The organism is Paenibacillus sp. MT124 (genome assembly GCF_058792755.1).
Window position 1 is genome coordinate 3,776,237 of sequence record NZ_CM179500.1, and the last position, 24,832, is coordinate 3,801,068.

The 24,832-nt window shown below is 47.1% G+C and carries 18 protein-coding genes; 1 reads left to right on the top strand and 17 read right to left on the bottom strand.

From position 1 onward, the window contains the following. Positions 1-23: 23 nt before the first annotated feature. From AC3RCI_RS16990 to AC3RCI_RS17040, 11 genes are all read right to left on the bottom strand, one after another. A complete protein-coding gene (locus AC3RCI_RS16990; protein ID WP_492472558.1) occupies positions 24-1,724 on the bottom strand; it encodes an extracellular solute-binding protein in 1,701 nt (566 codons plus the stop codon). A 147-nt stretch (positions 1,725-1,871) separates the two neighbouring features. After that, on the bottom strand, positions 1,872-3,407 hold the full coding sequence (locus tag AC3RCI_RS16995) for a glycoside hydrolase family 43 protein (protein WP_492525662.1): 1,536 nt from the start codon (positions 3,405-3,407) through the stop codon (positions 1,872-1,874). A gap of 457 nt (positions 3,408-3,864) precedes the next feature. After that, complete coding sequence (locus AC3RCI_RS17000) at positions 3,865-4,851, bottom strand: glycoside hydrolase family 43 protein (RefSeq protein WP_492525664.1); 987 nt, start codon at positions 4,849-4,851, stop codon at positions 3,865-3,867. 69 nt (positions 4,852-4,920) lie between these two features. After that, a complete protein-coding gene (locus tag AC3RCI_RS17005) occupies positions 4,921-5,955 on the bottom strand; it encodes an endo-1,4-beta-xylanase (RefSeq protein WP_492525666.1) in 1,035 nt (344 codons plus the stop codon). A gap of 60 nt (positions 5,956-6,015) precedes the next feature. Further along, on the bottom strand, positions 6,016-7,572 hold the full coding sequence (locus AC3RCI_RS17010) for a glycoside hydrolase family 43 protein (protein WP_492525668.1): 1,557 nt from the start codon (positions 7,570-7,572) through the stop codon (positions 6,016-6,018). Beyond that, positions 7,573-8,412 (bottom strand): carbohydrate ABC transporter permease, encoded by an 840-nt coding sequence (locus AC3RCI_RS17015; RefSeq protein WP_251641078.1) that lies wholly within the window; start codon positions 8,410-8,412, stop codon positions 7,573-7,575. Positions 8,413-8,524: 112 nt separating this feature from the next. Next, entirely contained in the window at positions 8,525-9,490 is a 966-nt protein-coding gene (locus tag AC3RCI_RS17020; protein ID WP_127536836.1) for an ABC transporter permease, read from the bottom strand. Between the two features lie 128 nt (positions 9,491-9,618). Beyond that, complete coding sequence (locus AC3RCI_RS17025) at positions 9,619-11,295, bottom strand: type 2 periplasmic-binding domain-containing protein (protein WP_430197076.1); 1,677 nt, start codon at positions 11,293-11,295, stop codon at positions 9,619-9,621. Between the two features lie 178 nt (positions 11,296-11,473). Continuing rightward, positions 11,474-13,015, bottom strand: a complete 1,542-nt coding sequence (locus AC3RCI_RS17030; RefSeq protein WP_492525670.1) for a response regulator transcription factor — start codon at positions 13,013-13,015, stop codon at positions 11,474-11,476. Then, positions 13,005-14,828 carry a sensor histidine kinase gene (locus AC3RCI_RS17035; protein ID WP_127536833.1) on the bottom strand — a complete coding sequence of 608 codons (1,824 nt, stop codon included), beginning with the start codon at positions 14,826-14,828 and terminating at the stop codon, positions 13,005-13,007. Before AC3RCI_RS17035 ends, AC3RCI_RS17030 begins: the two co-directional genes overlap by 11 nt. Positions 14,829-14,875: 47 nt before the next feature. After that, positions 14,876-16,402: a response regulator transcription factor gene (locus AC3RCI_RS17040; protein WP_492525672.1), complete on the bottom strand. Its 1,527-nt coding sequence runs from the start codon at positions 16,400-16,402 to the stop codon at positions 14,876-14,878. A gap of 437 nt (positions 16,403-16,839) precedes the next feature. Between AC3RCI_RS17040 and AC3RCI_RS17045 the strand changes: the two genes are divergently transcribed. After that, the gene (locus AC3RCI_RS17045) at positions 16,840-17,994 is read left to right on the top strand and encodes a glycosyltransferase family 61 protein (protein ID WP_492525674.1); all 1,155 of its coding nucleotides are present in this window, start codon (positions 16,840-16,842) and stop codon (positions 17,992-17,994) included. A 277-nt stretch (positions 17,995-18,271) separates the two neighbouring features. On the opposite strand, the gene atzF is transcribed toward AC3RCI_RS17045, so the two are convergent. Genes atzF through AC3RCI_RS17075 form a run of 6 tightly spaced genes read right to left on the bottom strand, consistent with a single transcriptional unit; the run spans position 18,272 to position 24,824 of the window. Continuing rightward, a complete protein-coding gene (atzF, locus tag AC3RCI_RS17050; RefSeq protein ID WP_492525676.1) occupies positions 18,272-20,050 on the bottom strand; it encodes an allophanate hydrolase in 1,779 nt (592 codons plus the stop codon). A gap of 31 nt (positions 20,051-20,081) precedes the next feature. Beyond that, a complete protein-coding gene (locus AC3RCI_RS17055; RefSeq protein ID WP_492525678.1) occupies positions 20,082-21,689 on the bottom strand; it encodes a PucR family transcriptional regulator in 1,608 nt (535 codons plus the stop codon). A gap of 16 nt (positions 21,690-21,705) precedes the next feature. Beyond that, positions 21,706-22,140 (bottom strand): cupin domain-containing protein, encoded by a 435-nt coding sequence (locus tag AC3RCI_RS17060; RefSeq protein ID WP_492525680.1) that lies wholly within the window; start codon positions 22,138-22,140, stop codon positions 21,706-21,708. A 40-nt stretch (positions 22,141-22,180) separates the two neighbouring features. Next, on the bottom strand, positions 22,181-23,254 hold the full coding sequence (gene atzD / locus AC3RCI_RS17065) for a cyanuric acid amidohydrolase (RefSeq protein WP_492525682.1): 1,074 nt from the start codon (positions 23,252-23,254) through the stop codon (positions 22,181-22,183). Then, the gene (locus AC3RCI_RS17070; RefSeq protein ID WP_095357493.1) at positions 23,251-24,003 is read right to left on the bottom strand and encodes an ABC transporter permease; all 753 of its coding nucleotides are present in this window, start codon (positions 24,001-24,003) and stop codon (positions 23,251-23,253) included. Before AC3RCI_RS17070 ends, atzD begins: the two co-directional genes overlap by 4 nt. After that, positions 24,000-24,824 (bottom strand): ABC transporter ATP-binding protein, encoded by an 825-nt coding sequence (locus AC3RCI_RS17075; RefSeq protein ID WP_492525684.1) that lies wholly within the window; start codon positions 24,822-24,824, stop codon positions 24,000-24,002. Before AC3RCI_RS17075 ends, AC3RCI_RS17070 begins: the two co-directional genes overlap by 4 nt. Positions 24,825-24,832 lie beyond the last annotated feature (8 nt).

Sequence of the window (24,832 nt, forward strand, 5' to 3'; positions counted from 1 at the left end):
CCAAACCACGAAAGGATTGTGAATTAATTCGAAGATGCCAACGAGCCGTGATCCCCTCCACCATTGGTTCTGAACCACGCATTCACCTCCGATGTAATTTCTTCCCCACCGAGCTTGTACCAATCGTCGACGAACCGATCAAACTCTTCGAGGGGTGAACCAAGGATAATATTCATGTAGGCTTCAAGCTGGAGATCTCGAAGAATAATTTGCCGGTCAACCATGCTTTCAGTTATCCCACCCGTATATTCGTCGTACATCAACTGTCCGTTCAAGTCATAGGCATCGGCAATGCTAAAAGCACCCGAAGGGCCATAGGTCTGTTTCCATCCCCATCCACTCTTTACGCCTTCGGAGTCATAAGCAACTATTCGTTTGTGGATCGCAAGTGCTTCATTCTCCAGGCTGGAGTAGTCTCCTTTTTCTGTGGCGTCACGAATATCTCTGTAAGCATCTATGTTTTTGGTTCCTGGAAACGGAGTTACTGGCGAAAGCTTCCACACGGCAAGTGAGTCATCATTGTAGTACTTTTCATACTCAGCTTGTTCACCCCAGTTTTTGTCCAGATGCAGATTCATAAGCTTAACGATGACCTCAGGATGGGCAAATCCTTTTTTTACGGCAAAATATTGTCCTGTATTGGAACGCAGCGGGACCCGTATGTCTTTTCCAGACTCGGCCACAAGAGGGTATGCTTGCCACTCTGCGCTCGGGTCCTTATCGCGCGTAGTCTGAAGCATGAATGGGGTCCACTGTTCACCATACAGCATGCCTATTTTACCGTCCTGAACCAGTCGAGACTCCTTGCTTCCGTTTTTGTAGGCAAACTCGGGATCCACCTGGCCATTAAGGTATAAGTTTCGCAGCATCTCAAGCGCTTGTTTGACCTCTGGTTGTATGCCACCGTAAACGAGATTCCCCTTCTTGTCCTTGATCCAGATATTCGGATAAGCCTCGTAACCCGCCATGAATCCGGATACACCCATGACGGGATCCCACAAATAACTCGTCATCGCCATTCCATAGGTGTCGTTTTTCCCGTTACCATCAGGGTCCCCTTTGGTGAACGCTTCCGATATGTTTAGGACATCCTCCATCGTTCTTGGGGGCTGTAGATCCAGTTTTTCCAGCCAATCCTTTCTGATCCACAGATACTGCGCGGTTTCAATGGAAGATGACGATTCAGGGATGGCCATCAGTCTACCGTTTATGGTAGCAGCGTCGAACGCACCTCTACCCTCAGCCTCCAATATTTTTTTGGTAAGAGGAGTGGCTTGCGTTTGGTACACTTCGGTTAGGTCTTCAATTAATCCGGCATTGCTTAACTGCCTGAGCTGGTATGGGTTTACTTTGACAACGTCAGGGAAACGGCCTGAAGCAAGGGCTACCCCTAGCTTCTGATTATAAACATCACCCGTTGCGATCCAGTCATAACGAATCTGAATTCCCAATTCTTCTTCATACAAGCGTGTCCAGCGATTATCTATCAGACTTTCACCCGGTAACTCCTCAACCATTCGCTCCAGTTCCTCCTCTGTTTCCCTGACAAAAGTGACTTGTATGGACGGAACATATTTTCCTTTCTCCTCGGAAGGCTCTCCCTGCTGCCCCGTGGGTAACGGTTGCGTCTGCTCAGACATTCCTTGCATAAGGCTTACAGGCATGAGCACCGCAAGGAGCAGAATCAAGGTCCATCTTGTTCTGTACTTCCATCGATTAGACACGACAACTTGCCCCACTTTCTATTGGAATGAATCATGCCATTTATTTTATGGATCATCCGGAATTCAATCATTCTATACCTAAAGATCTGTAGGCGTACAAAAAGCCGCCACCAGGCGACTTTATGCATACCATTGTGTGTTCGTTGCCTAGATGACCCGGTATTCGAAATTGGAGAAATCGGCTATACCTCCAATAACCTTCGTTGAGTAGAGGAATAAGCCAATCCGGCAGCCCATGAAATGATCCAGTTTATAGAACATCTTGTGGGGAATGCCTAGCGACTTCCACTCTGTGCCATCGAGGTAGGCAAACGAACACTCATCCTGATTGTTCACAAAATGACCTGACGCCTGGAAAGTAACGACCGGCCCGGCTACGGGGATTCGAGCATGTTCCGTGGCAGGCTCCTGATCAATCAAATTCCCGAATATGCTGGAATCCTCACTTTCCCGTGCATGCATGACAAGGTAGAACTGTCCTTCATCCCTAGTTAACGCAATCAGACCGTAAGTTCCTATTAAAAAACATATGCCTGCATAATCACCATCGTTTAATCCGCTGCCGTCCAGTGTCACGTTAGCCGTACATGCAGGTCCCATCGCGCGCTGGGTTAATGTGTTTACGGCAAACGTTAAGTTCGGACTGAGCTGACCGCTCCGAATACGATATGTACCAGGCTTCTCGGTTACAGTCCAAAGTTCATCATGGGGCGTATGATTCCACTGCCAAAAATCACGCAGGCGTAATCTACCGTCTTCTCCAATGTGATAACTGAAATCGTCGCTGCCTACCAGTGGGCTGTATTGATAATCCGGCCTTGTGCTAGGAATATCAATTTCTTTTGGTGCCTTGCTTGCAAAAACGGGTATACCGCCTTCGAAATGCATGGGAACAAGTACCGGAATCCGACCCACGGCTCCATGATCCTGAAACAGCATGGCGTACCACTCACCATCCGGAGTATCGACGATCCCTCCTTGAGCAACACCAGAATTGAAATACCCCATATCGTCGTTAAAACATTCTCCACCGACAAATTCACCATCTAACGAATCCGCCATAAAGTATGCCTGGGTTCTTCGTCCCGCCTCTTTGGAAATGTGAATCAGGAACACATAATACTTTCCATCGATTTTATAGAAATGGGCACCCTCGTACCCCAGATGGTAAGGCTCTCGCTCTTTTACGATTAAACGCTGCAATCCCCCCGGTTTAGGTCCTGACAGATCAGTCTTTAACTCGATCAGATGAATTTCGGTATTGCCATGTACCAGATATACCCGGTCGTCATCGTCAAAGAAAAGAGAGCAATCATGATAAAAGCCATCAACAATGCGTTTGTTCCATGGCCCCAATATAGATGAAGAGGTGTACAAATACGTCTTTCGCGTATCGTTCGCTACAAAGATTACATAAAAAGTCCCTTGATGATACCGAAGTGAAGCTGCCCACATTCCTTTACTATAAATCTGCTTGCCGTCTTCCAGTCTTTGGGCGGGCGTGTCATCCAGTCTATCATACACGTGAGTTGCCACTTCCCAATGCATCAGATCATATGAACGCAGGATGACACATCCTGGCATCATATGCATCGTCGTACTCACCATGTAATACGTATCTTCAACGCGGATGACATCGAGATCCGGATAATCGGCCCATAGAATGGGATTGTGATGAACCATGCCTTAATACACCCCACTTATTTTGAATATTGTAAAAATATCGTTAAAAATAGCAATTCAAACACTGACTCCTCAGTCAAACCCATTTTACATGTTTTAATCCAGAAGCAACAGAAAAAAATAACATCGTTCTCCACTATAATGAAGGTTGATACCACTTCCGCATACAGCATTATAAATTCCCATGCAATCGTTATATGACAAGAAGATTAATCATGAGTTGACGAGTGCTAGCCCGCTTGAGCAGACTGATTATGTGATTTTATGGATGCAAGAACAATCACATCCTATAGTAAAAGGTAGAGTAATAAAATCATTATTTAAGCGCTTTCAAAAATAAATAAGCCAATGTGACCTTCTCTTTAAAACCAAATACATGCCCAAAAAAAGATTTAAAGGGCGACTTCAAGGGATGATTATATAAGTAGGGAGGCCCGTGAGGCCCCCCTTAAACTTGTTATTTTTCCGGGTATGGGTCAATCATGCGAATGGTTCCATCGGAGTTATACGTCAGTTCGGCAAATTTGACACAGCGTTTGTAATCGACACCGCCGGAGAGGGAACAGTCATGATAAAATAAATACCATTTATCCTCAAATTGAACAATGGAATGATGTGTGGTCCATCCCAAAACAGGCGGTAATATAGTGCCCTGGAACGTGAATGGTCCCATAGGATTGTCACCTGTAGCATATACCAGCTTGTGCGTTGTCCCCGTGGAGTAAGACAAGTAATACTTGCCATTATACTTGTGCATCCATGGTCCTTCGAAATATCTGCATTCTTCGTTGCTCGCGGTAAGTGGCTTGCCTTCCTGATCCAAGATTACAATTTCCAATGCTTCCGTAGACATAGAAAGCATATCCTCGCTGAGCTTAGCAATTCTTGGGCCAAGGGCAGGCGCATCCGGAGCAGGACCTTCGGCATCTTCCACGTAGCTTCCCGTCTGCCACTTCTCCAACTGTCCGCCCCACAGCCCGCCAAAGAGCATGTAGGCCGCGTCGTCCTCGTCAATAAATACGGCAGGGTCAATGCTGAAGCTGCCTGGGATGTACTGCTCCTCAGGTTGGAATGGACCTTGGGGAGAAGAGCTTGTTGCTACGCCGATCCGGAAGATGCCGTCATGATCACGTGCGGGGAAAAACAGATAATATTTTCCGTTTTTGTATGCAGCATCTGGCGCCCACATCTGACTGGATGCCCACGGGACATCCTTAACGTGAAGCACTTCACCATGATCCACGACCGGTGAATTCAGATCGGCCATGGACAATACATGATAATCCTCCATTTTGTATTGGTCTCCGTTGTCATTCACCGGACCGTCATGATCCAGATCATGAGATGGATAGATATAGATCCGATCTTCAAAAACATGTGCTGATGGATCTGCAGTATAGATGTGGGTGACTAACGGTTGATGCGGTTTAGGCACTTCAGACATTCAAATACTCCCTTTCAAAAAAGATGATTCAATTTCAACATTTTTTCGGACGCTTTAACGATAAAAGTATCACTTTTTCTCCATTGCAGCACGCTTCGGAATTTGAGCGACGCGCTCATAAGCCGGTTTGGGAGCATGCGACTCATCGAACAAAAATGGCCAATTTTTCCTGCCTCTGACCGGGAAATGATCAAGCCAGGTATAATCATCGGCTGCTCCCCAGAATGTGACGGCACTGATGTGTTCACGATATTCGTAAAGAAGACGGAAAATGGATTCATAACGCTGGGCTTGAAGTTCCAGCATTCCCTTCTCAGGACGAGTCAGGTCCGTACGTCGGTCGTCAAAGCGAAATACCGATACGTCAAGCTCAGTGAGCTGAAGCTGAAGGCCAAGCTGGGCATAACGCTCAATGGCAGCACGCATGTCGTCCAGCGTCGGGTCGTATAAATTCCAGTGTGCCTGCAAACCTACCCCATGAATCGGTACGCCTTGATCCAGCAGTGAACGAACAAGCCGGTAGATGCGCTCCCGCTTATGCGGGTTGGACTCGTTGTAGTCGTTATAAAACAAGAGAGCCTGTGGATCTGCTTCATGAGCAAACTCGAATGCTTTGGCAATAAAGTCCTCCCCGACAATATCCAGCCATTTGGAAGGCCGCAAAAATGCACTTTCATCATTCTCATCAGAGATGACCTCATTCACAACATCCCAGCAGTAGATCACATTCTTATATCTGCCGACGACAGTCTGAATATGCGAGCGAAGCCGTTCAAGAAGTAAATCCCGCTCCGCCTTTCCGCCCGTTTCGTTTTCGAACAACCAATCGGGAGTCTGATTATGCCAGACCAGCGTATGTCCTCGCAGTGCCATGCCTTGCTCTCTGGCAAATGCCGCTATGACGTCTGCGTTCTCGAACGTGTACAGATTCTCCTCTGGGTGTAGGCTTGAAAATTTCATTTCATTTTCTGCGGTCAAGCTGTTGAAGTGGTGGGCCAGCAGTAAGCGCTGGCTGTCGATCGTCAAGGGATTAACCGCTGCACCGATATGAAAAGCATCCTTATATAACGCCTTCAATGATTCCTCTTCACGCCTGGATTCCATAATTCCCCTCCTCCTGATTACCAAATAAGTAATATTAGTTCGTCTCGTTAGATCAGTTAGCTAGATTTCATAATCGAACCAATCGAAGCATGCAGGTGTATGACTTGCCTGGCCGTTGCCCGTGGCATATAACCCGACTACCGCTCCGGTAAAGCACATTTTATGCACAAAGTCCTCCGGAGAGATGGCCCGTGCCGAACCCGTGCCAAGAGTTACCCAGTCCTGTTCATCCAAGGAGCAGCTCAGGTTATAGTCCGTCTCCGTTGATTCAATTCGAAGAAACAGCTGCTCTGCTTCAGTCTCATTCTCGTACACGATTTTCGACTCTCCACGTACCGTCAGACGGGCAAAAATGAGGTTGCGTCCTTCCGACCTTTTAACACCAAGCTCATAATGTGCATCCTCATCCCGGCGAATGCACATGCCCGCTTCTTCTCCATCAGCAGTCGGCACAAATGTCATGCTGGTTGTGTAGCTGGCCTGAAGATGCTGCTGTCTACGGCCAATAAACGTAATCTGACCAACGTCGCTGAGATTTGCCTCTTGCCCGTAAAGTGTCAAAGAACCCGGATTATCCGTTATGGAGCATGCTCCTTCTGACGGATTGCGCACAAACATCCACTGCGGACCCAGTTCTTCATTGAAGTCATCCCGGCCTGCAACAATTGCTGCATTACCATCCGCTTGAGAAGGAACTGACATCGGCATACGCTGAATCGTCATGTCCAGGCTTACCGTACCTTCATTGTTGTCAATGTGCGGCCAGCCCTCATTCCAGACAACCGGCGCAAGGAATGTTTCGCGTCCAAGCACGCTATATCCGTCTTCTGTCAAGCGGACGCCAAGGAATACAGCCCACCATTCTCCGTGATGATCCTCCACCAGATCGGCATGGCCCAAATACTGAATAGGGTGGTCCAAATGGCGGTGAGTCAGAATCGGCTCTGGATACCGTTCGAACGGGCCATACGGATGTTCGCTGCGACCGATGATTTCGCGATGCTCCTTGGCCGTCCCTCCGGAAGCAGACATCATATAGTACATCCCGTTGATTTTGTACAAGTGCGGCCCCTCGGTCCACGGTCCACCGTCTCCGTGCCATACCACCTGCGGTTCGGACAACGCCTCTCCTGTCGTGATGTCGATCTCATATTGAATGGCATGAGAATCGTAGTCGGCTCCTTGCTGCGCCGTAACATACACTTTTCCGTCATCGTCAAAAAACAGAGAGGGGTCGATTCCCCCATACGGAATGCGAATCGGATCAGACCACGGTCCGGCAGGGTTGGTTGCCGTAACATAGAAGTTCCCGATACCTCTAACATCTGTCGTGATCATATAAAACGTACCTTCGTGGTATCGCAGCGCAGGGGCATAAATCCCGTCCGAGCTCTTCTGACCAGTCAAATCAAGCTGGCTCACCCGATCCAATACGTTGCCGATCTGCTCCCAGTGAATCAGATCCGGGCTCCGAAAAATCGGAACCCCCGGAAAATACTCAAACGAACTGCAAACAAGGTAAAAGTAATCCTCTGCCTTCACAATGCTCGGATCCGGATAGAATCCGGGAAGAATCGGGTTCGCATAGCGAATTTGTTGTACTTGAAGCTGTGACATTTATTCCTTCACACTCCCTACATTAAGTCCTACGACAAAGTATTTTTGCATGAACGGGTATACAAGCAAAATCGGAACGGAAGCCACGATGGTCACGGCCGCACGAATGGAAATTGGGGTTACCTGAGTCGAATGCTCTGCTCCTATACCATTGGCAACGGAAGGATTGCTGTTGGCGTTCATGCTGGAAGACAACAATTTCATCAATTCGTATTGCAGTGTGCTGAGCTCTTGACGAGACGATGTGTACAGAAAAGCATCAAACCAGGAGTTCCAAGCCCCGACCGCAACGAAGAGCGCAATGGTCGCCAGTACAGGTTTACATAGCGGGAAAATAATTTTCCAGAAAATTCGGAAATCTCCCGCACCGTCTATTTTCGCAGATTCAATCAAGCTTTCAGGTATCGTGTAAATATAAGTACGAATGACGATCAGGTTAAACGCACTTACCAGTGATGGCAGGACATACACCCAGAAGGAGTTAATCAAATGCAAATCCTTCATAAGGAAGTATCCCGGAATCAGACCAGCGTTGAAATACATGGTCAGTACAAAAACAGTTGTAATCAACTTACGGAAGATATAATCGCGCCGGCTCAGCGTGTAGGCCAGCATGGTGGTCAAGAAAATATTAAGCAGAGTAGAAAGTACGGTCCGCGCAACTGAAATCAAAAATGCATTATAGATCGTGCCCGAAGCAAAAACTGCTTTGTAATTTTGCAAGGTGAAATCACGAGGCCATAAATATAAGCCGCCCCGAATGGTGTCATTCCCTGCATTAAACGAAACTACAATGGTGTTTAAAAATGGATACAGCGTCACAATTACGAGCACGATCATGAAGATCGTGTTAAAGGTGCCGAACAGAAACGGTTCAAGTCCTCTGGCACCAGGACGGCGTACAGAAAGCGCCGATGTATTTCCTAAACCGGACAATGGTGTTTTTTTCATCTTATAAGAGCCTCTCTTCCCCAAGCCGCTTGGCTGTCCAATTCGCTACAAGCAACATCGTAATGCTGACCACGGTCTTGAATATACCGCCTGCAGTCGCAAGCGAATAGTTACCCTGTGCAATCCCGTATTTGAGCACAAAGATATCAATCGTTTCTGCCCAGTCAACAACCAATCCGTTACCCAGCAAATATTGAACCTCGAAACCGGCCTCTAGAATATGCCCGATCGACATAATCAACAGGATGACAATGGTAGGCTTGATTCCCGGCAAGGTGACATTCCACATTTTTTGATAACGGTTAGCTCCATCAATGTCGGCAGCTTCGTACTGTGCCGGGTCAATCGAGGCCATGGCCGCCAAATAAATGATGGTACTCCATCCGACTTCTTTCCAAATGTGGGAGCTTGCAACAACGCCCCAGAAATACTTGCCTTCCGTCAGCCATAGAATAGGCTCATCAATTAAATGCAATTTCATCAGGATATCGTTGACAATACCGTCAGAAGCAAGTGATGTTGCCACGATTCCGGTAACGATAATCCATGATAAGAAGTGAGGCAGATACGAGATCGTCTGTACCGTCCGCTTCCACATGACCTTTTTGATCTCATTAAGCAGCAATGCCAGAACAATAGCGGTTACGAAACCCAGAATCATGTTGATGATACTCATGGCTAGCGTATTGCGAAGCACTCGCAAAAAATTGTCATCGGTAAATAAAAACTGGAAATGCTTAAATCCTACCCACGTCTGCTGTGAGAAACTCCGGGCCGGTTTATAATCCTGAAAGGCCATCGTCCAACCCCATACAGGTACGTACGCAAAAACAATAATGTACGCAAGCAGAGGAACAGACATCCAAATGAGTTGTCTCTGTGCTTTAATATTCTGCCAAGTTATCCGCCTAATTTTCGGTTTTTTCTTCGGGCGGAGCGGCTTGGTACCCACTACAATTTCCTCCATAATATCAAGCTCCCTATCCATCTTTATAATCAAAGGAAAACGTCGAAACAACCAGAACACATCTGCCATAACCATGTTTCAAAAGAATCAGGAAGGAAGGTGATCTTCCTTCCTGACATAAGTTGTTTTTATTTCACAGACCAGTTATCAATTCTCCACTTCAACACTTCATTGATACGATCTTCATATGCCTTGATGTCAAGCTTTTGAATCTCGGAAACGTATTCGTTCCAAACATTGTCAAACTCTGATGTACCGGCCAAGATTGCTTTTGGCAGATATTTGGTCGACAATTCGTTCAACTTCGTATTGGCAATCTTGGCTGGAGATCCCTCTACCACATCGACAGACCAAGCAGGGTAAGTTACCGGATTCTCTGGTGGAGCACTGAAGAAATCGACATAGCTGTTGAAACCATATGCATCCAAAACTTCCTTATCAAACGGTTTCAAGCTTGCCTGGTATTCTTCTGGCTGATTACTTGCCGAAGTTGCGTTGCCATCGCTAAAGTACCCTTCCGTTTTCGGCGCAGTTCCATAAAATGCGTCAGCTTTGTTGGCAAGCTTCCAAGCAGCATCCGCTGCATTGTCGCGTTGTTCTTGCGTCTTCATGAAGCGGCCTTCTTCATTGACATAATAGTCTTCATCCACAATGCCCCAAGTGAGTGTTTTTTGCCATTCTTCCTCCATCAGTTTGTCGAGTACTTTGAGGATTTTTACAGGGTCTTTGGCACTCACGGTAATACCGAAACCATTGTTGAGATTCAGTGCTGCGCGGTCACGATAATAGTCTTTGGTACTGCTGTCATACACAAGCGGGAAACCTACATAAGTGCGTTCAATTTTGTCTTGTGTTATGAGTGAATCTTCCGCGCTTTGGAAATTCCAATGTTGATCAAACATGCCGAGTACGGAACCACTGGACAATTTGGCCATGTATTGATCGTAGTTCTGTGCAAACGCTTCCTTATCAAGCAAGCCTTGGGCATTGATTTCATTTAGCTTCTGATAGTACTGTTTGGCATAATCCTTATCGGCGAAGATCTCCGCCTTGCCATCGTTAACGACCACTCCGCCATCATTCGGATGACCGATCAAATGCTGAGGCGGGTTCAACAAGCCCCAGTTTTTCCAGTCATAGTTCAGGACCTCAAAACCGATGGTCGGCTTGCCGTCAATCGTCGGATATTTCTCTTTGTATTTCGCGATCAGGTCGAAGTATTCATCCAGTGTTTTTGGAGTCGGGTAACCGAACTCTTTCAGTACGGCTTTTTGAATCCAGAACGCGGGACCGCTGTAATAGGTGTCTGCTACTTCGCCGTTATATGCACCATAGTTTGGCAGGTAGTAGATATGTCCATCATTTGGATCCTTCATTTGATTCCAGTACTTCTCGTAATGTTTTTTCAAATTCGGGGCGTGTTCCTCAATCAGATCTTCAAGCGGAATGACTGAACCTGCAGCTGTCAGTTTGGTATCAGCTGAGATCAGGTCTGGATAATCCCCACCAGCAATCATAACGCCAAGCTTTTGGTTTTTGTCACCGGCCAGAAATTCGAACTTGAATGATACGCCAAGCTCATCCTTCATTTTCTTGTAAATCTTGTTGTCAGCGGTTGGCTGCTGTCCGGCCTCGTTAAGGAATACCGAGATTTCTATCGGATTGTCAGGCCCTACCTCTGTACCACTTCCCTCTTCTCCGCTGCCTGGGTCATTTGTACCGCCGGAACAACCAGCCAGTACAACGCTCAGTGACAACAACATGGTTGCCCCCATACGGAAAAACTTCTTTTTACTTTCCCCCATAAAGCACCTCCAAAGTTTGATTACGCCTTCATGAAAGCCCTTTCATTTGAATAATTTCATTATAAATTTAATGTTAAATGGAAAATACACCCGAATTATAGCTCTTTCCGAGAAAAACTCAGGTTTTCATTCTATAATCTATAGATTCAAACGTACGCGATTTTCTAAAGGTATTTTGTTAGACATGTTTCTTATATTCATTCGGAGACATGTTCAGCCTTTTCTCAAACTGCTTCAAAAAATGATGGTAGGTGGAGTATCCAACTTTTTCCGAGACCTCGCTATTTTTGTATTGATTCATTTGGAGTAAACGGCAAGCTTCCTCAATCCTCAAATTATGTAGCAGTTCATTGAAACCAATGCCATTTTTTCGTATAAGCAGCTGTCCCAGGTAGGCTGGATGCAAAAAGAAACGCTCGGCAAGCATTTTAATGCTCAAGCCTTCCCGGTAATGCTCATGAATGTAATCGTTGATATCCTGTACTATACCCTGCGCTTCGGAAGCATTCTCCTTAAGCAAAAGTTCAAAACAGACTCTCCCGCACGACTGCAGCATGTCGACCAGATCAATCCATGTCAGCAGGCGTTCATCCAGATTGGGAATATCGAACAGACGATTGGGAGCACCCGTATCCTCTGCCAGTTCGGATCTCATATATGCTCGAATCTCATGAAGTAGGTAGATCACGTATTTGCGGGCCTCCTCCGGGAGAACTCGTAACTGGCGAAAAGATCGCTCAATATAATCCACTGCTGACCTGTAAGCACCGTGATCAATGAGTTGAAATGCCCCCAAGATTCTCGCTGTGAGCTCTACCTGATCATCATGTCTTTGGAACGTAAGATCCTTAAGGCTCTCATAGTCCATAACGCTGTTCCTATTCGTTTCATAAAAGGTATGCAGGAGCGCTTTTTCTGCTGTGACCCTGGAATGATTAATGAAAAGAAGTGAAGACACCGCTTCACCAATGGCCATAAATGCGCGAAAGTTCGCCAAACGGCGTGCCAATTCCTCCAATCGGTGTCTGGCTGTGCAGCTAGAACCATGGGAGGCTGATTCAGCACTGCCAAACACGATGGAAACCAGATCATTTCGCAAGCGAATCACATACATGGCTTTTGACCTGTCCAAAAATTCCGCAGCAACCGTGCTCCACCTGCAATAATCCTCTGCCGCGATCTGAACGAGGCATACATTCCAAACATGAGAGGAGCCAGACAAGGACTCCAGTACACCAGCAGCTTCTGTGGACAATCCTTTGCCAATCAGAGCCTCCTTCATCGCCAGATTTTCCTTCTCTCTCTGTGCCACCTGCCCGACGTATAGTTGTTCCCGCTCCTTAGCCAGTTCCTGTCCCACCTGACGGATCTCTAGCTCGGCCTGTTCCTCATCCAGCGGTTTAAGCAAATAGCGTGAAACTCTATATTTGAGTGCCTTTCGTGCATAATCAAAATCACTGTACCCTGTCAGGATAATGAATTTGGTAGACTCATTGCCCCTGCGTCTCCACTCCTCAATCATCTCTAGGCCATTCATCACCGGCATATGAATATCAACCATGACCAGATCGGGCTTCAACTCCTCCATTTGCTTCAGGCCCTCCGAACCGTTTCCGCAGACACCGCACACCTCAAAGCCAAGGTTCTCCCATGGTATCCATAACTGCAGACCCTCAAGCGCCAAAGGCTCATCGTCAATTAACAACACTTTAAATGCCATCGTCCACGCCTCCTTTTACATCCTGACGTTCCAGCAATTGCAACGGGATTTCAAAGGATACCTCAGTCCCCTCCCCAATCCTGCTTACCAAATTAAAATTCACTTTATCGTCGTAGTACAATTCAAGACGGCGATACACATTTCGTATTCCAATATTGTATCCACCGCTCTCTTCCTTGCTTCGCATGTGATACAGAACCTCTTGAAGCCGTTCCTTGTCCATACCCTTTCCATTGTCAGATACGACAACACGCAGATGCTCGTTCACAATTTCAGCCTGAATCTTCACATAGCCAAGCCCCTCAATGGCCTGGATGCCATGTTTGCAAGCATTTTCCGCCAGCTGTTGGATACTCATTTTGGGTATTTTATATCGCCTTGCCTCTTCAGTGATGTCAATATAGTATTCAAACTTGTCCCGGAAACGGAATTTCTCAATTCCCAGGTACATGACCGTAAAGCTCATTTCCTCCTCCAGCGTGACCACATCGTCCTTCCAGTTCAACAGACGGCGAAGCAGCTTGGACAGATCCTTGATAATATCCTTCACGTCCGCATAGTTATTTTTCGTGCTAACTACAAGCAGCGCATTCAACGTATTAAATAGAAAGTGAGGATTCATCTGGCTTTGCAGCAGATTAAGCTCTGCTCGAATGCGCTCAGCCTCCTGGCTTCGCTGCTGAATTTCTAGCTTGTACACGTTGTTGATCAATGAATGGATTCGTGCCGTCATCATATTGAAATTGCTTATCAAATGCCCAATCTCGTCATGTCCACCATCCATGTTGATTAGTTCGAATTTCTCGTTACCCACCTTCTGCATATGTCTCGACAGCCGCTTGACACGATAATTGTAGGAACGGAGCATGACATAAATGAAAATGGAAGTGATCAGGGTAATAATCCCGGCCAGCATTCCGAAATAAAGCTGCATGGATAACATTGCTTGTTTGACACGTGTTTCCTGAGGAACACCAATAAGCTTCCAGCCTTTCACATAACTAGCACTGCCGATTGGAACGATATGCAAGTCTTTGTCTGCCGCTTTGCTCATATCAAACAAAGCATAGCTACTCTCCATCTCGCCCTGATACTTGTCATCCGCAGATACAATAATTTGATTCTGGGCATTCACCAGATACAGATCCAGAGAACTCTTTTCTCTGGCAATCACATCATAGAAGCGACTAACGTAGAAATCGATGCGTACCAATTTCTGATAAGAGTTGTCGGCGTTGTAGTAATCCATTTTTTCAATCACGCTTAAATACGAAGAGGTTGCTGCACGATCATTCGTTGCCTGATCACGGTATGCAAGCACTTTGAGTGTTTCCCCAGCGGCCTTCCACTGCTCGAACCAGGTTCCGGAGCGTACGTCGTTGTCCAGAACATAGTAATCCCCGCCAGGCACAATGGTCGGATTTTCGGTGTAAACCCCTATTCGCTGAATTTGGTTGTTCACAGGAATATAGGAAGTCACCCGGTGACGAAGCTGATCATCGAGTGTGTTATAGAAATCCAGCTGACTGTCATACACCCGATCCATGGATTCGGTCAACAACTTGTCCGTAATCAAGGCATGACTGACGGCGACGCCACCATCAATCATGGTATGAATATCCTTTCTCGCACGCTCCAGTGAGATTTGTAAATTCTGCTCTTCCCGTTCCTTGATCAACCCTGACATACGATCCATAAACAAAACATTGCTTACAAAGATAGGAAGCAAAATACCAATGACATATATCAAGATAAATTTGTAATTCAAGGGTATATCGTTCACGATGCTGCGAAAACGGAATGTTCTGAACATGTTTGCTATCGCCATCCTTCATTCGTACTTCTCATCTCTCGGGGGATCTATTGCTGCTTACGATATGCCGAAGGCGCCATGCCGGTCATTCGCTTGAACTGACTTACAAAATAGTCTGCATTCGGATAACCAGACTGTACCGCAATGTCAGCAACGCATGCGCAGCTTTGACGTAATAGTCTTTTTGCTTCCTCAATCCGTTTATCGTTTAAATATTCCCGAAACGTTTTGCCCGTCTGCTGCTTGAATGCCTGCCCCAAATAATTGGCGTTCATGTGAAATTGATGTGCGAGCTCCTGAAGCTGCAGCTTCTTACGGAATTCCTGATTGACATATTGCACCACACGAAAAATGGTGCTGCATTCCTTTTCTTTTCTCCGCTCCTGCAGCGCCTCCAAAGCGTTTAAACTTAACACACGTGCATAATCCCGAAATGCTGGATAGGAGTCGATTTTAGTAATGCCGCCTGCCTTATTTTGAACGTGAAGCATAAAACTGCCCATATCTCCATCCAGCTCTTTCAACTCCTTGAGAACACTCATTTCAAGGGCAAGCAATTGAACCCGGACGTATTCCATATTGGAGAAGGGCAATCCTAAGTCAGGATCAGCAAGAAGTGCTTGAATCTTCCCTTCCAACCTATCCTGTTCACCAGAAAGAATGACTTCCATCAGATTGGCTAAAGCTTTTTGATTTACGCTGGCCAATGGGTCACTCTGCGGCAGATCCTGATGTTGAACAAATCCGCCCCCTCCCTGATAACGCTTCCATTTTAGAGCGAACAAAGCTTTCTCGTAGGCTGACCGCATACCGATTTGTGTGCCCGAATGATGTCCAACGGCCACAATCATGGAGGAATGACCAGCATAGGTCTCCACAATATTTCTGCCCATTGACTCAAGCAGGTTCAAAGAATTATCGATATCGGCAGCGAACACACCTAGGTTTCCTTCAGCATCCACAAAAGGTTCCGACCAGTGGACACCACCAAAAGCGTGTATTCGCCCTTTCACGTCATCTTTACTGGTATCCGTGGCAATTAGAAGACAGGCCATATCCTCATGACCTTCCATTTGCAGCATGGTATTCACTTCGTCCTGCAGCTCCATGCTGTCTTCCCCTTGAATCAGGCGATCAAACAAACAATTCACATACAGGGCACGATCACGCTGGTGTACTTCTGCCGAAATCTGTTCTTCCTGGATTTTACGGCCCATCTGTTCCAATACGTTTTCTATCTCGATCTCATCAATAGGCTTGAGCAAGTAGTCCTCTACTCTCTGCTCCAACGCTGTTTTTACATACTCAAAGCTGTCATATCCACTTAATATAACGAATCGGGGTGCTTTGGCCAGTTCATGCTTGGAACGGTCAATCAGTTCCAGGCCACTCACAGAGGGCATATGAATATCTGTAAACACCAGATCCGGTTGAAGACTTTCGATCATGGACCAGGCGGCATTGCCATTCTCCGCCTCACCACAAATGCGAAAACCGTATTTGTCCCAATTCACCATGGTTCTCAATCCTTCGAGCACCCACGGCTCATCATCCACCAACAAAACATTCATCATTTATGTTTCCCCCTCTCCATTAAATGAAGCACGTATCGTGTTTGATAGCGAACTTATAATGTTTCATTTCTTTCAACCAATACTATCATATGCTTAGCATCATTAAACCTAAAAAATACGTCGATCTTCTCTCCTGATGGAGAGAGATTCAACACATCTGGCACTATCCTCAGGTCTAAGTGACTATAATAATAACTGTGTAACATTCTAATTATCCAGAGCTTTTAGCACATATACAACATACAATACTTGATTTAGCATCCAAAGCTTTACTATTTAATAGTAAATAATGATACTGCGACATGTTCACAGCGTAATGAAGAGATCTGCATGTAAATTGTACAGAAGAAATAAAGGATATGATCAGCCCTAATCACTTTGAGGCCTGCATGCATAAATTAGCTTCATAGCAACACATGGTTATGGAGGGCTGAAAAATGAATGAAATATGTAAAAATGCCAAATCGACAGGCACAAATTCTAATAAGTCCCGTTTCTACAGGGACATTTGGGAATGGGGAGCTTCCGTTTCCTCCGGCGGGGATGAAAAAGTCTCCCCTTTTGATTTTGGTGAAGCCGCTAAATACGAGGTACCGAAAACCCTTGAAACGAAAATTCATCGTTATCTGATGCCCTATACCGTTCATCCGGAAGGCGGGTATGTTGCATACATATCGAATGGTCGTGTTTGGGGAACATCAGGTTCTGTCCTGACATCAGATGAAAAACTGATCTTCGACCTTTCTCCCGAATACGATGGAAGACTTAACAGAATGCTGACACTGGAAGAACACCCTGCTTTGTATCGGAGTAAGGTACAGGAGCAACAGTATCTCCATGGGACTTCGGCCGTTTTGACTTTTTGCGGGAGTCATAATTATTTTCATTGGTTATATGATGTGCTGCCGCGACTGGGTATGCTTCGAATTCTAAATGTTCCTTTTCAATCGCTGATCATGAATCCGAATCCTTATGCATCATTTGTAGAAGAAACGTTATTGATGTTTGGCGTATCGAAATCGTCCGTGAATCGTACTGGAGACAATCGGGAACTTCAGGCTGACAGGTTGGTCGTGCCTTCCTTAATGATGAACTCGCACTATCCGCCTTGGGCTACATCTGTCCTTCGCATGTTTATGCTACCTGAACGCGACACAACGCTGCATTCACCGGAACGCATTTTCATTTCCCGGAGCAAAGCCGCTGCACGACGGATAGCTAACGAGGGTGAAGTCATCCGGCTTTTGGAGACGTACGGGTTTGTTCCGATCTATCTGGAAGATTGGAGTGTTGCCCAGCAGATTCAGCTCTTTGCTTCCTCAAAAGCGATCGTTTCACCGCACGGAGCCGGGCTGGCCAATCTCGCTTTCTGCATGAAGGACACCCTTGTCGTAGAAATTTTTCATATCCGGCATGTAGTGCCTACTTACTGGATGATCAGCAACCATAACAAACTTGATTATTATATGATGTATGGGCAAGATGACCGAACGACACCGGACCTTTTTCCGGGATTAGAGGACTTCACCGTGGATCTGGATCGACTGGAGCAAACGCTGCGTATAGCTGGACTGAATAAAAGGGATACCTGAACAGCCGTTCAGGTCCCTTAGAGCCACTCATCACTAATCGGTAAGGAAGCGGGTTCCTATATGGTCATTACTTAAAATATAAAGGGCTACTGACTAGGAAGTCAGCAGCCCTTTGTTGAACTCGGGACATGCATCAGACTGATGATTATGGACCGATGAATTTGCATATAACATCATGGATTATTCATGTGACAGCATGAAAGAGAAAGAATTTTATGCTCTCATAGTTGTTTTCCCTTGTCACAATATTCGGTTCTTGGGATCGAAGGACGATCGTTTAAGCGAACCCGCTTTCTTCATACCTATCTAAGTTTCTCCATCCTCCGCAGGCGGATATATCCTCTGCCCCTTCTTCAGCGTAGCCCTCGCATATAAAACCAGACACCTCTGTCCCGTCCTGCAATTCAATTTTACCTATACCAAGCGGGGCCGGAATTAATGCAGCGAACGCGCCAAAAGAAGCGGCAGGAATCTCCCACAATTCAAGCGCAATAGCAGTGCCTCCTACCTTTTTCTTCAGCAACCCAGGCTTAGCCGGAACTGTAGGCAGTTTCACCATTTGATACTTCTCTGCCGTATGCGACTCACGAACAAATTGACCCCCGTGTTCCAGCATCTGCTTCTCCAGTGGATAACCTCTCATGTGCAGGCCGCAGACGGCAACTAGGATCGTTTCTTGCCTTTTTGCTTCCAGAGGCGGCAAATTTACTTCAAGAAACGCGGCCGCAGCGTTTTCCATCAAGTGCTCATTGCCAGACAGCGAAAATAACGTAATTCCAAAAGGCATCTGAGACGCGGCATCACCCGCTGGTACAGCCACCGCACATAAATCTAGAAGATTACAATGGTTCGTATACCGCCCCATGTCCGAATTCGTAGCTATCGGACCGGCTTCAACCTGTCCTCTCGTCCATGTGCCTCCACAGGTCGGCATGATTAGAACCGCTTCCTGGAGAAGCTTGTTGCTTATCATTCGCAGTTCCTGAAGCTTATGCATCGCGGTAAATACGGAAGCTGCGTCATGCTTGCCTGATCCGCCTGATCGCAAGACTTGTTCCGTCACCGGGAAAGTGACTCCTGGACTTGATTCAATGAATTCACCTACACTGGCCCAGCGCTCAGCTACCCAAGGTCCATCATACAGAAGTGCGGCAGCCGCCTCGAAGAGAGCGTAATCAACATACTCGACTGGCAGCTCCAATCGTTTGATCCTCTGGACGGCTGAATCCCATGCCTTGCTGTATTCCTCCGCCAACGGACCAAAAAACGTTAATGGTTTTTCAGGCAGATACAACTTTTCGGGAAGCTTATCGACCAATCGCGGCATTTCCTTGGACCATGGGTCTGATGATTCAAGGCCTCGTACTTGCATATCCACAATCCTTGCTTCGTCTATTGAATGGGTAAATACAGTTACACAGTCCAGACTGGCACAAGCGGGAACAACACCTTTTGTCGACCAGGCTCCGAGACTCGGTTTATAGCCGATGAGACGGTTCAATGCCGCAGGAACCCTTCCAGAGCCCGCTGTATCCGTGCCCAGGGCGAATGCCGCCTGTCCCCTCGCTACCGCTACAGCCGATCCCGAACTGGACCCGCCGCTTATCCATTCAGCGCTCAATGCGTTATGTGTCTCACCGTAAGGACTCCGGGTGCCTACAAGCCCGGTTGCGAATTGATCCATATTGGTTTTACCTACAGGAATCGCACCGGCATTTAACAATCGTTCTACAACTGCAGCAGGCCTGTCTGGAACATATGCATATTCGGGACAGCCAGCCGTTGTTGGTGTGTCAGCCAAATCGATGTTGTCCTTAATGGCGAAGGGTACACCCCACAGTGGTAAGGAAGTATCCATTGTTTGGAGACGGTCCAAATACGGCTTGATTCTCTCCAGCACAGGCGGAGTGATCCAAATATTCATCCCTTCGTCCTCACGGGAACGGCGGATGATCTCTTCAATGACCTGCTCCGGCTTGAGCTTCCCGCTCCCATATTGCGCTTGCAGCCAGTTTATTGTCAGTTCACGCGGTATTTTCATATCCAGCTTACTCATCCGTCATCCCTCCTTGACGCGTACATATCAATCAGGCTGGTCTCATTTCATTCAGCTTCATCGCTAGATGCAGCTGCAGCACATCATCGCCATTATCCATGCTGATCCCCAGCAATTCACACACCCGCTCTACCCGATAGGAAACCGTATTATAATGGGTAAAAAGCTCCGCTGACGTCTTTTTCACATTACGATTATGCCTAAAGTATACCTTCAACGTTTCAAACAGCTGGGAATTATGCTTCGCATCGTACGCAAGCAAGGGCAGAATGAATCGATCACGATACTCCTGAACCTCCTCCGTATCAGGCAGATGGTATAAAAGCTGAAACACGCCTAGCTTCATATAGTCCACATAAGGTTCACGGTAATCGCAAATGGAGCTGATATGATGAATCTTTTTGGCATCGTTATAGCTCTCGTACACCTTCTCCGCAGCTTCGGTTCGATTGCCGATACAGAGAGAATAGCTCTCAGCAGGGAAAATCACTTTCATATCAGCGATAATGGCTTCCATCGCCACATTCCGAATTCCATGCATTTCTTCTGCGAAAAGAAGGACAAGCTCTCCCTCCAGTATGGTTGCCTGAAGCCCCACACATCTGGATTTGGTTCTCAATCTTTTAATCGCCTGCTGCATGGTCCTGATGCTAGGTTTGACGTTCAGAAATCGCACTAACGCGACATGCCGCGTTTGATCATCATCAAGTGGATGCCCGCACGCTTCCGCTCGCAGCCTCAAATCCTCAATGGTTACAATTCGGCCCGTAACCCAGTCCTGCAGAAACTGATCGACGTACTTCAGCTCTACTTCCCGCCTGGCGTTGGTATTGATCATCTCGAGTCCTACCAAAACACCTACGCGGTCGATCGTCAGTCGATCGACAACCGAGTGCTCCTGATTCCATTCCAGCAGAACCAGCAAGCATTTGTCGTATTGCTTGTCATTAACGGCTGATACATATACACGAATTCGGCGCTCACCTAGTGTTATGAAACTCACACCGAGGCTGCTCTCCTCCCGCAGACCGGACCACAGTATCGGATTATCTGCCTCCACAATCTCCTCTGCCTGGGGAGAGAGGAACAGATGATTCGAGTCATCAAGCAATACAATGGGATTGTTCAATATGCCATCCAGCGTTTGCAAAAATTCCTCTAAACCTTTCCCGTACAGGAGCTGTTGAGAAAGCTTTTGAAAACGGCTTTGCAGCAGCGAAAGCTCTCTTGCCTCCTGCACAAGGACCCGCTCCATAATATCCCGGACAACATCCGAAAATACGGTCGCGGCCGGAAGCTCGAAGATCGGAAAGCCCAATTGGTCAGCCAGCTCGAGTGCACGGGCAGGAATATGATCGATGAATCGTTTGGTTTTGATCCCCAGCGCCGATACACCTTTCTCCACCAGCTGCGGTATGATATCCGCAATAGCCTCCGGCTGATCACGAAATGGAAATCCACTGGTAATCAGAAACTCCCCCGGGCGTACCCAATCGATCACATCGGGCACTTCCATCACGTTGACACGATTAATCATTCGCTGCATGCCACTCGCTCCAGCCAAGACGACAGCTTCCTTAAAGTCGGGGATCAACAAAACATCACTGCACGTGAATCCTGCCTTCTTGTGATCTGCCATCTCCCATCCCGCCTGACTATTTCAATTTGGTGGTAAAGACATCTTCTACTAATGTCGTATTAAAAAAGGAGTTAACCGGAGCATTTTCTTCAACCGGCAAAAAAATACTGATCTGCTCTGTCGCCTGTACATCGTCATTGGCTACCGAATGAATAACACCTGCAGGGACATGGAATGTATCTCCTGCCTGGTAGCTCTTCCATTCTCCATTGCACAGCAGTTTCACTTTACCTACCGTGATGTGAATGATTTCGGCTACATCATGATAGTGAGGCAGTACCTGACCGCCGACTCCAATCTTTTCCCACAAAACAGAGCTGGCACGAACCCCCATCTGATCTGCCTGTTCCGCAGACACAATCTCGCGGTGATACAGGTGAATATGATTCGGCATTAATCCCCATTGCATGTCTTCTCCAGTGATAACCTCAGTTTTCTTGGCTGTAATCATCGTGTTATTCCTCCATTTGTTTTTTATGGATGTATCCCTTCTAATCCCTGCGTTTAAAAACGACCGCCACCGGCCCGCCGCCTGCCGGCCCCTGATGTTCGGCTCCACCAGACACATAGATCATTGGATCACCACACACCGAAGCAAGCACACCTCCGACGACAGCTCGCGCATGTCTCGTATGGTTGATATCCGAATCATCAAGCATCGTGTGCCGGTGCCCCCGGATGAATCCGGTGGGATCAGCCTCTGCCTTAGCCATCACCTGCACCATTTCAGCATCTGCATGAACATCCAGCAGGCGCTTGAGCGCAGGAGCGTCAATAGAATCGTTCATTACAGCATGGTCGATAAAAAACGGACCTTCCGCAAAGTCAGAATTGCCGAAGACTATCACCTCACAATACGCCAGCTCGCTGCCTGCCGACGTGGAGGCTACACTGCTGAACAGATGCCATGAATCGCAAATGTCAGTATCTTGAAGTCCAGCTCGTTCCACCTCACCGAGAGCAACTGCGGCACCTAGTGCGGAGGCTCCTCGTGAATATCCCATGGATTTGTAAGTATCTTCTGTCACAGTGGTTTGTGATCTGTTCAAAGCATCATGCACGCCCTCGGACGTTAACAGCGGACACTTAATTTGCACAAAATGTACATCTGCCGAAGATTCAATGCCGGCTTCCGCTATGGCCCGCTGAACGGCAGCTTCCACCTCGTCCACTTGAGTCAGCCTTCCTATTTCCTCTGGAAGGAAATCACGTGTTTTCGCGACGCCAATGGCCAGCGATTTCTGATCTTGTCTCTGACCATCTTGGATATAAGCACCTTTACGGCTAATCACTGTAAAGTGAGGGCTCAATATGCCCTCGGTTCCTCCAGACATGACATAGGATATGGAAGAAGTTGATTCTTTCCGATATTCGGCAAAAAATTGCTTTAACGCCAGCACAGCATAACCGCGGGTAAAATCGTTCACGCAGCCATTGCCCTCTGTTTTGCCTAATACTGCAACCACATCTTGAGGATCAATGATTCCCTCTTGGATCGCTTTCTCCATTGCAGCCGTATCGTTAGGCGAACGGCTTGGAATACGGTTCACCGTGCATCTCATCATAGGTCATCCGTCCTTTGCCAGAATATAATTCTTCTCTCAAGTAAGCTGATGGCCCAAAAGAGAACCAGTCCGCATAGTGCGGATGCAATAATTGCGGAGAACATCACAGGTGTATCCATATGGTATGAAGATACCAAGACGACATAGCCGAGCCCTTTGTTAGCGCCGACAAATTCACCGACAATGGCACCCACGATAGCCAACGAGGTCGAAATTTTCAACGCTGAAAACACATAGGGTAAACTTGCAGGCAGCCGTAATTTCCAGAAAATTTCCGACTTGGTGCCTTTATATGTGGAGAACAGCTCCCATGCTTCGTGCTCAATGGCTTTCAGACCCTTTACGCTGTTGACCAAAATAGGGAAGAAACAGATTAGCATGGAGGCTACGACCTTGGAGGAATATCCCGTCCCCATCCATACGACCAGAAGCGGGGCCAGAGCGACAAGCGGGGTCGTTTTGAGTGCAATCGCCAGCGGGAATACTCCCTTTTCAATGGGTTTGGAATGCACGAAGATCACTGCGGTAATCAATCCCAGGACATTGGCAAGCACGAAGCCTGCCAAAGCTTCCAGCAGCGTGACCAGCATATGTGACCATAAGGAGCTGTCCATTACCGATAAGATGCCTGTGGGAGATGGAAGCAAATAAAGGGGAATGTCGAAAAGGCGTACAATGAGTTCCCATAATATAAGAAAGGCAACGGCGAATACGACAGGATACATGGCATCTTTGATCTTAGTTTTCATAGGTGTTTGACCCGCTTTCTTAACTCATTGACAGTCTGGTGGAAGGCCGGAAGTTCATCCATTCCAATCTCCCTTGGTGAAGGCAGGGGAACCGAAATAATATCCTCCACGCCGGCAGGCCTTGGTGACATCATGATCACGCGGTTGGATAGCAGCACGGATTCCTGAATCGAGTGGGTAACCATAACAACTGTACTTAGGCTCGTTTCGGGACTCTCCCATAGACGCAGCAGCTCGAAATTCAGCTTTTCTCTCGTAAATTCATCGAGCGCCCCAAAGGGCTCATCCATAAGCAATACTGTCGGATCTGCTGCAAGTGCCCTTGCAATCGCAATCCGCTGCTGCATGCCGCCGCTCAGCTGATGCGGAAAATTATTCATGAAATCCTGAAGTCCAACCAGCCGCAGCGAGGATTCCGCTTTTTCCTTGATCTCTTTTTTGGTGAACTTCTTCTCTCCGATGGTGAGAGGCAGGGATATATTTTGGATTGCGGTTAGCCAGGGCATCAATACAGGCTTTTGAAACACCATGCCGAGCGAGAGATCCTTCGATGGATAAACGATCTCTCCTCCTGCATTGGGTTGAAGCAGGTCGAGCATTAACCGAAGCAGCGTTGACTTCCCGCAGCCGCTTGGACCGAGAATGGATACAAACTCATTTTTATAAATATCAATCGACACATTATTCAATACGTTGACGTCACCAAAGGATAAGGAGCAATTTTTCAACGTAACCGCGATGTCGCTTTTGGAAGAAATGGTTGTCTGTTGTTCATGCAGCCCTGAAGCTTCTTTCTCCAGACCACTGGCCGTTGTTAGCATAAAATCAC

Bases quoted from the DNA above. Each gene is read 5' to 3' on its own strand.
- AC3RCI_RS17060 (WP_492525680.1), bottom strand. From the start codon at position 22,140: ATGATTACAGCCAAGAAAACTGAGGTTATCACTGGAGAAGACATGCAA.
- AC3RCI_RS17015 (WP_251641078.1), bottom strand. From the start codon at position 8,412: ATGATCGTGCTCGTAATTGTGACGCTGTATCCATTTTTAAACACCATT.
- AC3RCI_RS17075 (WP_492525684.1), bottom strand. From the start codon at position 24,824: ATGCTAACAACGGCCAGTGGTCTGGAGAAAGAAGCTTCAGGGCTGCAT.
- AC3RCI_RS17040 (WP_492525672.1), bottom strand. From the start codon at position 16,402: ATGATGAATGTTTTGTTGGTGGATGATGAGCCGTGGGTGCTCGAAGGA.
- atzF (WP_492525676.1), bottom strand. From the start codon at position 20,050: ATGAGTAAGCTGGATATGAAAATACCGCGTGAACTGACAATAAACTGG.
- AC3RCI_RS17055 (WP_492525678.1), bottom strand. From the start codon at position 21,689: ATGGCAGATCACAAGAAGGCAGGATTCACGTGCAGTGATGTTTTGTTG.
- AC3RCI_RS17025 (WP_430197076.1), bottom strand. From the start codon at position 11,295: ATGGGGGAAAGTAAAAAGAAGTTTTTCCGTATGGGGGCAACCATGTTG.
- AC3RCI_RS17035 (WP_127536833.1), bottom strand. From the start codon at position 14,828: ATGTTCAGAACATTCCGTTTTCGCAGCATCGTGAACGATATACCCTTG.
- atzD (WP_492525682.1), bottom strand. From the start codon at position 23,254: ATGATGAGATGCACGGTGAACCGTATTCCAAGCCGTTCGCCTAACGAT.
- AC3RCI_RS17030 (WP_492525670.1), bottom strand. From the start codon at position 13,015: ATGGCATTTAAAGTGTTGTTAATTGACGATGAGCCTTTGGCGCTTGAG.
- AC3RCI_RS16995 (WP_492525662.1), bottom strand. From the start codon at position 3,407: ATGGTTCATCACAATCCCATTCTATGGGCCGATTATCCGGATCTCGAT.
- AC3RCI_RS17045 (WP_492525674.1), top strand. From the start codon at position 16,840: ATGAATGAAATATGTAAAAATGCCAAATCGACAGGCACAAATTCTAAT.
- AC3RCI_RS17000 (WP_492525664.1), bottom strand. From the start codon at position 4,851: ATGTCTGAAGTGCCTAAACCGCATCAACCGTTAGTCACCCACATCTAT.
- AC3RCI_RS17020 (WP_127536836.1), bottom strand. From the start codon at position 9,490: ATGGAGGAAATTGTAGTGGGTACCAAGCCGCTCCGCCCGAAGAAAAAA.
- AC3RCI_RS17010 (WP_492525668.1), bottom strand. From the start codon at position 7,572: ATGTCACAGCTTCAAGTACAACAAATTCGCTATGCGAACCCGATTCTT.
- AC3RCI_RS17005 (WP_492525666.1), bottom strand. From the start codon at position 5,955: ATGGAATCCAGGCGTGAAGAGGAATCATTGAAGGCGTTATATAAGGAT.
- AC3RCI_RS17070 (WP_095357493.1), bottom strand. From the start codon at position 24,003: ATGAAAACTAAGATCAAAGATGCCATGTATCCTGTCGTATTCGCCGTT.